This window comes from Desulfosarcina sp., from assembly GCF_046496365.1.
In the GTDB taxonomy this organism is placed as follows: Bacteria; Desulfobacterota; Desulfobacteria; order Desulfobacterales; family Desulfosarcinaceae; genus Desulfosarcina.
Genome location: NZ_JAWOHB010000122.1, coordinates 1 through 10,114 on the forward strand (window position 1 = coordinate 1; position 10,114 = coordinate 10,114).

12 protein-coding genes are annotated in these 10,114 nt (G+C 58.2%); 10 read left to right on the forward strand and 2 right to left on the reverse strand.

From position 1 onward, the window contains the following. The 6 genes from R6V78_RS11050 to hgcB all read left to right on the forward strand — a co-directional run. The coding region (locus R6V78_RS11050) for a hypothetical protein (protein ID WP_410289419.1) at positions 1 to 421 on the forward strand (421 nt) is incomplete at its 5' end. A gap of 13 nt (positions 422 to 434) precedes the next feature. Further along, complete coding sequence (locus R6V78_RS11055; protein ID WP_410289420.1) at positions 435 to 1,421, forward strand: DUF1566 domain-containing protein; 987 nt, start codon at positions 435 to 437, stop codon at positions 1,419 to 1,421. Between the two features lie 216 nt (positions 1,422 to 1,637). Next, the gene (locus tag R6V78_RS11060) at positions 1,638 to 2,066 is read left to right on the forward strand and encodes an OsmC family protein (protein ID WP_410289421.1); all 429 of its coding nucleotides are present in this window, start codon (positions 1,638 to 1,640) and stop codon (positions 2,064 to 2,066) included. A 448-nt stretch (positions 2,067 to 2,514) separates the two neighbouring features. Then, complete coding sequence (locus tag R6V78_RS11065) at positions 2,515 to 2,727, forward strand: hypothetical protein (RefSeq protein WP_410289422.1); 213 nt, start codon at positions 2,515 to 2,517, stop codon at positions 2,725 to 2,727. A 73-nt stretch (positions 2,728 to 2,800) separates the two neighbouring features. Further along, positions 2,801 to 4,012 carry a mercury methylation corrinoid protein HgcA gene (gene hgcA, locus R6V78_RS11070; RefSeq protein WP_410289423.1) on the forward strand — a complete coding sequence of 404 codons (1,212 nt, stop codon included), beginning with the start codon at positions 2,801 to 2,803 and terminating at the stop codon, positions 4,010 to 4,012. 115 nt (positions 4,013 to 4,127) lie between these two features. Continuing rightward, positions 4,128 to 4,421, forward strand: coding sequence for a mercury methylation ferredoxin HgcB (gene hgcB, locus R6V78_RS11075; RefSeq protein ID WP_410289424.1), 294 nt, complete (start codon positions 4,128 to 4,130; stop codon positions 4,419 to 4,421). 14 nt (positions 4,422 to 4,435) lie between these two features. Here the strand turns inward: hgcB and R6V78_RS11080 are convergent, their stop codons facing one another. Then, a complete protein-coding gene (locus R6V78_RS11080; protein ID WP_410289425.1) occupies positions 4,436 to 5,014 on the reverse strand; it encodes an HD domain-containing protein in 579 nt (192 codons plus the stop codon). A 168-nt stretch (positions 5,015 to 5,182) separates the two neighbouring features. Between R6V78_RS11080 and R6V78_RS11085 the strand changes: the two genes are divergently transcribed. The 4 genes from R6V78_RS11085 (at position 5,183) to R6V78_RS11100 (ending at position 9,211) form a co-directional block, all read left to right on the forward strand. After that, the gene (locus tag R6V78_RS11085; protein ID WP_410289426.1) at positions 5,183 to 6,703 is read left to right on the forward strand and encodes a hypothetical protein; all 1,521 of its coding nucleotides are present in this window, start codon (positions 5,183 to 5,185) and stop codon (positions 6,701 to 6,703) included. A 142-nt stretch (positions 6,704 to 6,845) separates the two neighbouring features. Continuing rightward, positions 6,846 to 7,529, forward strand: a complete 684-nt coding sequence (gene surE / locus R6V78_RS11090) for a 5'/3'-nucleotidase SurE (protein WP_410289427.1) — start codon at positions 6,846 to 6,848, stop codon at positions 7,527 to 7,529. Positions 7,530 to 7,533: 4 nt separating this feature from the next. Next, positions 7,534 to 8,091, forward strand: a complete 558-nt coding sequence (locus R6V78_RS11095; RefSeq protein WP_410289428.1) for an NUDIX hydrolase — start codon at positions 7,534 to 7,536, stop codon at positions 8,089 to 8,091. A 22-nt stretch (positions 8,092 to 8,113) separates the two neighbouring features. Next, positions 8,114 to 9,211, forward strand: a complete 1,098-nt coding sequence (locus R6V78_RS11100) for an alkene reductase (protein WP_410289429.1) — start codon at positions 8,114 to 8,116, stop codon at positions 9,209 to 9,211. Between the two features lie 215 nt (positions 9,212 to 9,426). On the opposite strand, the gene R6V78_RS11105 is transcribed toward R6V78_RS11100, so the two are convergent. Beyond that, entirely contained in the window at positions 9,427 to 9,735 is a 309-nt protein-coding gene (locus R6V78_RS11105; protein WP_410289430.1) for a hypothetical protein, read from the reverse strand. Between the last annotated feature and the right edge of the window lie 379 nt (positions 9,736 to 10,114).

The following is a 10,114-nucleotide window of genomic DNA, read 5'->3' on the forward strand; positions in this document are numbered from 1 at the left end:
AAAAAGAAAGGAAGCCGCTATGTTGTTTATTGGTCATTTCTCGTTTGACGAAATCGATGCCGACAGCCAAGTCAAGCATGGATATTTCAGCAGCATCGTCGATGCAAAAAGCCCCGACGACGCCGTGGCCAAATTCGAAGCCCATATCAAACAGATGAAAGATACCGCCAAGCAGATGGTCAGCATGGTCAATGTGTATATCGAGGAAATCTTGAAGATCGCCAAGATTCCCGAAACACCGATTATAACCCGGCTGCAGTCTTCGGCAGGCGCGTTTCCCGCATCCACCAGCCATAGCCTGCCGGGGGTTTTTGGCGAGGATGTGGAGGCTTTCGGTTTTGCACCTGACGTCGAGAACCACGAGATGCTCAATGACGGCGGTTTCATCGAAGCCAAGCCGTTCATCACCTTTGAGCACTGATTGCAGGTAAAACTTGCATCGACGCCTTCTGGAAACCGACCAGAACAAATGCTACGCCCAGGAAGGTCGGGCAGTCCCCTGCCAAAATAGCGGACAGGATGCATCCTTTGAAAGAACCCACCTTCCGCCGCGTCAGCGCTTTCGACTGTTGCGCCATGTCGTCGCGGATGATCTAACCGGAGCGGCCTGGAGCAGAGATGCCAATCCGGCAGAACATCCGTTGACCTGGAACGAGGCGCTGGCCTTTGTCGCGGGGATGCGGGCACGCCAGGCACACGGATACGACAACTGGCGGCTTCCGTCTCGCGATCTCCTCTTTGCTCTGATCAGTCATCAAAAGGTCAATCCGGCACTTCCCGGCGGCCATCCATTCGACAATGTCTTTACCGGCTACTATTGGACCGCCGATTCCTGTTGCCGCCTTCCCGATCAGGCCTGGTATGTCCACCTGGGGGGCGGTCGTGTCCACCGCGGGATGAAACATGGATCGTATCTGGTCTGGCCGGTTTCCCCGGGCAATCAAAAACCGGTCGATGCGGGTACCAGCGGGGAGGCCCGTTTTACAATTGTTGACGATGCCTCCGTCCATGACGCGCACACGGGTCTGATCTGGCGCAGAGATGGCGATTTGACTGGCCGTCCGCTAACCTGGCAAGAGGCATTGTCGATGGTCAAGACGTTCAACCGCAAACAATTTGGCGGCTGCAGCGATTGGCGCCTGCCCAACATCCGGGAGTTGGAGAGCCTGGTCGATCTCAACGCGCATTCGCCGGCGCTGACCCTCGGTCACCCGTTTGTCAACGTGCAGGATGCCTACTGGTCATCGACCACCAGTGTCTATGAACCGCGCTACGCCTGGACACTGTACAGCCGTGACGGCATTGTCGGCGTCGGGTTTAAACCGCATGAAGACTTTCATGCATGGCCGGTGAGAGGCGGATTGACCACGGCACCGATCCTGTCCGGTGTACCGCCAGCCCAAGGGGGGTCATCGAAATAAAATAGGGTGTTCTATTCCTGGTATCTTCGCACGGTAAGGCACCCATAAACAAGAAATAGGGTGCACAACCCATGGATGGGACGGGTTGGATCGATTATTTTGAATGTCTGTTGGAATAGGATCTGCGCTTCAGGTGGCGCTACTGCCATCGCGCGCCCCTGATTTTTAAAAATACCGGCGACAGCATCGCTGCCGGGTAAAGAAAGGAGATTGACCATGCCAGTCAGACATTCCGAAGGGATCTGGGAGGGTACGCTGAAAAACGGACGGGGGAAAATGCGAATCGGCAGCAGCGGATTTGAAGTCGATTACTCATTTCCTTCACGATTTGACAGCGGTAGCGGGACCAATCCGGAAGAACTGCTCGGTGCGGCCCATGCCGGCTGTTTCTCCATGGCCCTGTCACTGTTCATCGGAGAGGCGGGGTTTACGCAAAACCGTATCCACACCCGGGCGAGCGTCCATCTGGACAAGTCGGAAGCGGGCTTCGCCATCAGCCAAATCGACCTGGACACGACTGCGGACATACCCGGCATGGATGAACAGACGTTCCTGGAACTGGCCGAAAAAGCCAAGACCAACTGCCCGGTATCCCGAGCGCTTTCGGGTGTGGACATCTCCCTCAACGCCAAACTGGAACCATAGGCTTCCCAATTCCCATTCTGACCGACCCTCGGCCTAAATGCCGATTTACCCCCCTTTTTTGTAACGACCCTCGGCCACACCCCCTCAAAGGGGGTTTTCGGACTTACGCAGCGGGTTGCTGGGTGTTTTCCAGAAAAGGGATTTGACCGAATCTTAAAACCGTTCTGAGAACTATGGACTGCCAAACGCATAGATGGTAATCATAATCAATTTTGACGGAGTCGTAAAAAGTCGAAATCTCAGATTTATTGTCATCCCCGCGGAGGCGGGGGTCCATAAGTTTCAAATAGTTATAGATTCCCGCCTTCGCGGGAATGACACACCGGGGCTTTTTACGAGGCCATCAATAGCGGGTTGTTGATATTTCCAATTTCATTGCAATCTTTAGGGTCAAAGCATTTTACGTCCACCGAATTTAAACGAACAGCGATCGTAATGGAGGTTTGCAATGAATAGACAAGACTGTGTGAGTCAAAAATGGTCCAGCCGGACCATCGGGCTGATCATCCTGCCCCTGGCGCTGGCGCTGGGCTTTCTGGGCTTTCTGATCCTTCCGGTGGTGGGACTTTTCTTTGCCGTTCCGCTGTTTATCCTCTCCTTCTTCTTTATCGCGGCGCCAGAGAGTAAGATTTGCCGTCTGTTGCTGAGAAAAGAGGCCTAAAAAGCCGCAGCTGATGAGCCGGGCGTGGCCAGGGCTCTCGGCTTTACCACACCGCCGGCTTGCAAGGTATACGATGGCATCGTGCTGCCCGGAAGAAAAAGAGAACCGAAAGTCACCCCCATGCGGCAGCCGGGAGACACCCGCCGCCGGGCTGACACCGGAATTTCCTGTGTTCAGCGGTAACACGGCCTCCTGCTGCGGCAGCCGGCCCGCCGAGCCCCATGCGACGGGTGAAACGCCCGGCTTCCGCCGGTGGGGCTTTGTCGAAGCGTTCATGGAGACGCCGGCGGGTCCAGTTCCCCGGGTGAGCACCCACCTGATCCGTGAAGATATTCTGGGAACCGTTTCCGCCCGCCTGGGTATCGGTCGGGACAGCTACAGCATCGCTCCGGGGATTTACGGCGCGGGCTCGCCGGACGATGGTTCGCCGGTGTTGGTTACCGCCAACTACAAACTCACCTTCGATGCCCTGCGTTGCTCGCTGGCGGGCATCGACGCCTGGATTCTGGTGTTGGACACCCGGAGCATCAACGTCTGGTGTGCGGCCGGAAAGGGGACTTTCTCCACCCGGGAGGTGGCCGAACGCGTCAAGGCAACCGGCCTCGAAAAAATCGTCACGCATCGGCGCCTGATCCTTCCCCAGCTTGCAGCCACCGGGGTCGCTGCACGCCAGGTGAAAAGCCTCTGCGGGTTTGAGGTGATCTGGGGGCCGGTGCACGCCAGGACCATCAAGGCCTTTCTGGATAATGGAATGAAGGCCACCCCGGCTATGCGCAAGGTCACCTTTTCATTCCGGGAGCGGGTGGAATTGATCCCGGTGGAACTGAACCACCTGGGCAAACCCACGCTTTACCTGATACCGGCGCTGTTCCTGCTCTCCGGGTTGGGCGAGGGCTTCTTTTCAGTCAGCGCCGCTTTTTACCGGGGCACATCAGCCGTTCTGGCATACGTTCTGGCTGTGGCTGCCGGCGCTGTAATGGCACCGGCCGTACTGCCCTGGCTGCCCGGCCGGGCCTTTGCCGTCAAGGGGGCGGCCCTTGGCGCGGCTGCCGGCGCCATGCTGTCGGCCACCCTGACCGGACAATTGACCCGGCCCGAAATGCTGGCCCTGACGCTCCTCATCATGGCCATCAGTTCGTATCTGGCCATGAACTTTACCGGGTCGACGCCCTTCACCTCACCCACCGGCGTCGAAAAAGAGATGCGCCGGGCCATCCCTGCCCAGGCCGTCGGCGCCCTTGCCGCCTTCATCATTTGGGTGGGGGCCGGATTTATGGGGGGATAGCCGCACAAAGAGTCGCTTATTGGTTTAGGCTTAAACCCCAGGAGAACAATTCCGGAAAATAATAATTGATCAACGCAGATTATAGGTTGTACTTTCAGCAACCCAGGAGTGTTTTATGCAGAACTTCCGATACCTGCCCGGCGTAACCACCCTCGAATACGAGGCGGATCTGTGTGTGGGCTGCGGGTCGTGCGAGGTCGTCTGTCCCCACGGGGTGTTTGCCATGAATGGTAAAAAGGTGCGGCTGGTGGATAAGGATGGCTGCATGGAATGCGGTGCCTGCGCCCTGAACTGCCCCACGGCGGCCATCCGGGTCACTCCGGGGGTGGGGTGCGCGGCCTACATCATCTCCGGCTGGATTCATGGCAGGGAGAACGCCAGCTGCGGGGGGGAAGGGGGATGCTGCTGATTGGTGTCGCCATGCTACGCGTCTCCCTTCAGCCCGATCTCGTCCGCTACCTCGCGCATGCCCATGATGGTGTCGGTGATCAGATCGCCCAGCTCCACCCCCAGCATTTCGGCCCCCTTTTGAATGATGGACCGGTCCACACCGGCGGCGAAGCGTTTGTCCTTCCACTTCTTTTTGACTGACTTGGCGTTCATGTCCATGACGCTTTTGTTGGGTCGCACCAGGGCGGATGTGGCCACCAGGCCGGTCAGTTCATCGATGGCAAAAAGGACTTTTTCCAGGTTGGTTGTCGGCTCCACATCCGTGCAGATACCCCAGCCATGGCTGATTACGGCGCGAATCAGGTCTTCCGGCCAGTTGTTTTCCCTCAGCAGCACTTCGGTTTTTTTACAGTGCTGGTCGGGGAACTGCTCGTAGTCCAGGTCGTGGATCAGGCCCACGACCCCCCAGATATCTTCATTTTCCCCATATTTTCTGGCCATGTAGCGCATGACACCCTCCACGGCAAAGGCGTGCTTGATGAGGCTTTCGCTGCGGTTGTAGGTTTTGAGAAGGGCCAGGGCCTCTGCTCGCGTGGGGATCGGATTGCTCATGGTGGTCTCCTGTTCTTGATTTCTGGTTTGGATACCCGTTGTCCGCCCAGCACGCGTGTCTTACATTCTGCAACGGGAAACGGTTTTGGCGCCCATCCGGAGATGTCTGGATGAACCCGATTTAGCACATGCCCGACCGGGCAACAACCCCTTTTGGATGGAGACCCCATGATCGGCCAACCATCGACCCCGGACCCCCAACAGCTCGCAGCGGCCATCCGGACGCTCAACATCCGCTGGGCCGGGCGGGCCCTTTCCCTCTGGCAGGGTCGCCCGGTCGACCGAAATCCGGAAGGGATATACGCCGGTTTTGAAGACATGCTGACGCGCGACAACATTGCCCGCACGGCAGCCATCGCAGATTCCGGCACCCGCACGCGCATCCGCCATGGGCTGATCGATCATTACCTCCAGCGCAAACTGATGCCCCATGAAACCGAGATGCAGGCCTGGAGCCGTGGTGCGGCTGCTTATGTGGACGGTGAAAAGATTTATTTCCAAGAGGTCATCCCCTGGTGCCAGAAATCCAGCACCCTGCTCAAGCGCCAGCGGCTGCAGCAGGAGACCGGCCCCCTTTGCAGACTGCTCAAACCCTTTGCCATCAATTACTGGACGATCGTGCTGGAAACCCTGACCGACGAACTGGGATTCGACAGCTACATCGACTACTGCAGCCAGAAAAAGGGCATCGATTACCATCGTCTCTACGATCTGGCCCAACAGTTTCTCCAGAGCAGCCACGATTTCTATTTTGCCGCCATGCAGGCATGGAGCCGCGAGCGCTTCGGCATTTCCCTGGATCGACTCAGCCGGTTCGATGCCATTTACCTGCTGAGCCTGAGCCAGTGGGATCATCTGTGCCCGGTGGCCGACCCCGCGGCCACGCTGGGGTTCTTCAAGCGCTGGGGGATCGACGTGGCCCGCCTTCGCGGTCTTCGTCTGGACCTCCAGCCGACGGCGGGCAAAAGTGCCCAGGCCATCTCCGTCATGGTCCGAATTCCCCAACAGGTTCACCTGCTCATGCGGCCCGAGGGCGGATGGATCGATCTGGAAACCCTCTGGCACGAGCTGGGCCACGGGTTGTCAGCCGTATATACCGACCCGGCGCTGCCGGTGGTGGCGCGTGAACTGGCCACGGCCTTCAACCTGTCTGAAGTCTACGCCTTCCTGCTGCAGCGCATGGCCCTCTCCCGGCCGGTTCTGGAATCGCTGCTGGGGCTGCCCGAGAAAACCGTCTCCACGATCGTTTACTACAAAGACCTCAAGGACATCTCCGTCTTTCGCCGTTACGCGGCCAAGTTCATCAGCGAGTATGAGATGTTCGCCGGCGGCGACCTGTCCGACGGCCGGCCCTATGCCGATGCCATGGCCCGGGCCACCGGCTTTTACCACCAGCCCGAAAGCCATCTGTTTGATCTGGTGCCGGAATTCTACTGCGCGGATTACCTGCTGGGATGGGTGGGCGAGGCGCAACTGGCCGCGCACCTTGAACGCCGGCTGGACAACCGCTGGTGCCTGCGGCCTGAAGCCGGAGAAATACTCAAACGGCTGTGGCGTCAGGGAAACCGCCTGGAAATCGACTCATTTTTTGAGGTCAACGGCCTGGGAAAACTGACCCCCGCGCCGCTGCTGAATCGCTGGGATCGACTGGCCCACGGCCAGGGTCCGCGCCATACGGCGGTGGGCTGACCGTGCGTGGGGCTGCCGCCCCCCGATCGTCGGCAGCCCCGCAAATCGTTCTGTGACCGGCACTTGGGGTTGATTTCTGGCGCGCGGCTGGTATGATCCTGCTTATGCTCACTCGCCATCAGACCCATTTGCGGAGCCCGAATTGAATTTCGTCCTAACCAATGATGATGGCTTCGACCAGCCCGGGCTGGCTGCCCTGGTCGAAGCGGTTGAACCGCTGGGAAGGATTACCGTCGTCGCGCCGGCGACGCCCCAATCCAACATGGGGCACCAGGTGACCATGAAGCAGCCGATCCGCGTGCATCGGCCGGACGGCCGTACCTATATCGTTCACGCCACACCGGCCGACTGCACCCGGCTTGCCCTCAAGCAGTTTGTGCCCGATGCCGACTGGGTCATTGCCGGCATCAACCCGGGGGCCAACCTGGGCAGTGATGTCTATCAGTCGGGCACCGTGGCCGCCGTCCGCGAGGCAGCCATTTTAGGTGTCCGCGCAGTTGCATTTTCCCAATACATCGCCCCAAACTGGACCGTGGACTGGCCGAGTGCACAATTACAGACCGCGCAATGCCTTGCGGCCATCTTGAAACAACCACTCGAACCGGGACAGTTCTGGAACGTCAACCTGCCCAGTCCGATCCATGCCGACTCGGTGCTGGGTCAACGCGTATGCCCATTGGACAAGCACCCCCACCGGTATCGCTATGTTGAAGATGAAGGGGTTTTTCATTACCGGGGAATCATTCACGACCGCCCCCGATCGGCCGGCAGCGATGTGGATGTCTGCTTTGGCGGAATGATTGCCATTACCCGGATGGAGATATGACCGGATGAAATTCTGCTCCCAGTGCGGCGCCCCGGTTGCGCTCACGGTTCCCGTCGATGACGACCGGCCTCGCCACGTCTGCCCCTCCTGCGGCGCAATCCATTACCAGAACCCCAAGCTCGTGGTGGGATGCATCCCCGTCTGGGAGGATCGCATCCTCATGTGCCGCCGGGACATCCAACCGCGCAAAGGATACTGGACCCTTCCCGCCGGCTTCCTGGAAAACGGCGAAACCGCAGCAGCCGGCGCCCGACGGGAAACCTTCGAGGAGACGGGCACAACCGTGACGGACCTGACCCCCTACCTGATGGTCGATATCGTTCACATTCACCAGATTTACCTGATGTTCCGCTCTCGGCTGATCGCACCGGATTTTCACCCCACCCGGGAAAGCTCGGAGGTGAAACTGCTGGGTGAAGTTGAAATCCCCTGGGACGATATCGCCTTCAAGGTGGTCGAAAAGACCTTGCGCTGTTACTTAAGAGACCGGCCCTCGGGGCGGTTCGCCTTCCGAACCGACACGATCGATCAACCGGGTCTGATCAAAAATCAAGCCAATTGAAACCGGTGAAAGGAATCCAACCATGCCAACTCAACTGTTGACTGCATATACCCTGGGCCCCCTGGTGTTGCCCAACCGCATGGTCATGGCCCCCATGACCCGCAACCGGGCCGATGAAAATGGCGTACCCAAACCCATGGCAGTCACCCATTATGTTCAGCGTGCCACGGCCGGCCTGCTGATCACCGAAGCCACGCAGGTCTCTGAAAGCGCCAACGGGTATATGTTCACCCCCGGCATCTGCACCGAAAACCAGGCCGAGGGATGGCGAGCCGTCACCGAGGCGGTCCATCAACATGGCGGCCGGATTTTCAACCAGCTGTGGCACGCCGGCCGGGTCTCGCATCCATCCCTGCAGCCGGACGGCAAAGACCCCGTCGCGCCTTCGGCAGTCAAGGCGGACACCATGGTATTCACCCCCAACGGGTTTGAACCCCCCGGCATGCCCCGGGCGCTGGCCACAGATGAGATCCCCGGCATTGTGGGCCAGTTTGCCCATGCGGCCAGGCTGGCGAAACGTACCGGTTTCGATGGGGTGGAAGTCCACGGGGCCAACGGCTACCTCATCGAACAGTTTTTGAAAGACGGTTCCAACCGACGCACCGATGCCTACGGCGGGGACATTCCCAATCGGATGCGCTTTGCCCTGGAGGTCGTCACGGCCGTGGTGGAGGTGTGGGGGCCGGGGCGGGTGGGCTTGCGCATCTCACCGCGGGGGGTTTTCAACGACATGCACGAATCGGATCCCCTGGCCCTTTACAGCCGACTGGCTGCAGCGCTGAATGATATTCCCCTGGCCTACCTGCACCTCATCGAACCGCTGCCCGGGCACCCCACATTCAAGAGCCAGGCAGGCGTGGCGCCGGTGGCCGCCGCGCTGCGCAAGATCTACACCGGCACACTCATGATCAATGGCGGCTATGGCAGGGAATCGGCCGAAAAGGCCGTCGCCGAGAACGCGGCGGATCTGGTGGCCTTCGGGGTCCCCTACCTGGCCAATCCGGACCTTTTGGAGCGCTATCGCCGCAACGCCCCGCTCAATGTGCCGGATCCGGACAGCTTCTATGGCGGCGATGAAAAGGGGTACAACGACTACCCCTTTCTGAATGAACCGCGATAGCGAACGCATTCCCCGCTGCTTGCGGCGGGGTTAGCGAGCGAACGGGGAATCTTCAATAGCCGGGCAGCACCCGCCGCGGGTCGCTGACGGCCTGCCAGCGTTGAACATCGGACCGTTGAAATAAAACAGGCCGCGCCACCCGGGACGCAGCCTGTTTTATATTTTACCCGTCCTGAAGGATGGGGTGCTGTCAGAAATCAGGATCAGCCTTGCTTTTAGGTCTTCTTCCTTCCCAACCCTGCAAGACCGATCAGACCGGTGCCCAGCAGAAGTATGGTTACCGAATCTAAAAATGAAGCCGTCGCCATCGAACCAGCACCCTCGCTGCTTTGGGCAGACACCTCCTGATTGATGCCGGGGCCGGCATCCCAGGCCTGCACATCATTTTTGGATGCAGTCAAGGTGTCGCCCGCTAAACCGTTGGTCTGATCTTGCAGGGCGGTAAAAGCAATTTCCAAGGGAAACAATTCTATGATTGCAACGGTTGCAAAAGCCAGTATAAAATAAAGCATTTTATTTTTCACGGTTAGCTCCCACCTTATAGAGCTGCGAAAGTTGTCGGAAACAATGACAACATTAAAGCAAGAGCAGTGCCGGAAAATTATTATGTTTTTTTTATATTGTTTACAGTTGGTTATGTTTTTAATGCAAATTTTGCATCGACTGTTGTGAAATAATTTTCATACTTTTATATGTAATACCGTTCATAATGAGAATTTTTTTACCCATTAAAGAACGGCATGTCACCCCCCAACCTCGATGAACTCGTAAAAAGCTGATGTCTCATTCCCGCGACGGCGGGGCAGGTAGTGAGGCTTTAGCGCTATCTATAGCTTTTTTAATCTAAGGATTGATGCCTGTTTAAAAAAGGAGCTCACTATGCACAAAACCGTACTGGTACCC

Coding starts and splice junctions, on each gene's coding strand:
- R6V78_RS11060 (WP_410289421.1), top strand. CDS start 1,638: ATGCCAGTCAGACATTCCGAAGGGATCTGGGAGGGTACGCTGAAAAAC.
- R6V78_RS11065 (WP_410289422.1), top strand. CDS start 2,515: ATGAATAGACAAGACTGTGTGAGTCAAAAATGGTCCAGCCGGACCATC.
- hgcA (WP_410289423.1), top strand. CDS start 2,801: ATGGCATCGTGCTGCCCGGAAGAAAAAGAGAACCGAAAGTCACCCCCA.
- hgcB (WP_410289424.1), top strand. CDS start 4,128: ATGCAGAACTTCCGATACCTGCCCGGCGTAACCACCCTCGAATACGAG.
- R6V78_RS11080 (WP_410289425.1), bottom strand. CDS start 5,014: ATGAGCAATCCGATCCCCACGCGAGCAGAGGCCCTGGCCCTTCTCAAA.
- R6V78_RS11085 (WP_410289426.1), top strand. CDS start 5,183: ATGATCGGCCAACCATCGACCCCGGACCCCCAACAGCTCGCAGCGGCC.
- R6V78_RS11095 (WP_410289428.1), top strand. CDS start 7,534: ATGAAATTCTGCTCCCAGTGCGGCGCCCCGGTTGCGCTCACGGTTCCC.
- R6V78_RS11100 (WP_410289429.1), top strand. CDS start 8,114: ATGCCAACTCAACTGTTGACTGCATATACCCTGGGCCCCCTGGTGTTG.